The following is a 703-nucleotide window of genomic DNA, read 5'->3' on the forward strand; positions in this document are numbered from 1 at the left end:
CGCGCAGTCGGGTGTGGTGTCGGCGGCGGCGGAGGAGGTGTCGCGGAACGTGGGCACGGTGGCGGCGGGCGCGGAGCAGATGGGCGCCTCGATCCGGGAGATCAGCCAGAACGCGAACGAGGCGGCGCGGGTGGCGGCGCAGGCGGTGACCGAGGCGCAGGCGACGACGGAGACGATCACGAAGCTGGGGTTGTCCTCGCAGGAGATCGGCAACGTGGTGAAGGTGATCACCTCGATCGCGGAGCAGACGAACCTGCTGGCGCTGAACGCGACGATCGAGGCGGCGCGGGCCGGTGAGGCGGGCAAGGGGTTCGCGGTGGTCGCGAACGAGGTGAAGGAGCTGGCGCAGGAGACGGCGAAGGCGACCGAGGACATCGCGCGGCGGGTGGAGGCGATCCAGGGGGATGCGGGGAGCGTGGCGGCGGCGATCACCGGGATCAGCGAGACGATCTCCTCGATCAACGACTTCCAGCTGACCATCGCCAGCGCGGTGGAGGAGCAGACCGCCACGACGAACGAGATGTCGCGGTCGGTGCAGGAGGCCGCCGGTGGGTCGACGGAGATCGCGAACAACATCACCGGTGTCTCCGCCGCGGCCGGCTCGACCACCCAGGCGCTGACCCAGACCCGGCAGGCCGTCGACGAGCTGTCGAAGATGGCCAGCGACCTGCGCACCACCGTGGGCCGCTTCACGTACTGATCG

At 70.4% G+C, this 703-nt stretch carries 1 protein-coding gene; it reads left to right on the forward strand.

Annotated features, from left to right (window positions below; genetic code table 11):
• The coding region (locus tag HL189_RS22475) for a methyl-accepting chemotaxis protein (protein WP_369135959.1) at positions 1–700 on the forward strand (700 nt) is incomplete at its 5' end.
• Positions 701–703 lie beyond the last annotated feature (3 nt).

The sequence above is a fragment of the Modestobacter sp. I12A-02662 genome (genome assembly GCF_041028325.1).
Taxonomy (GTDB): Bacteria; Actinomycetota; Actinomycetes; order Mycobacteriales; family Geodermatophilaceae; genus Modestobacter.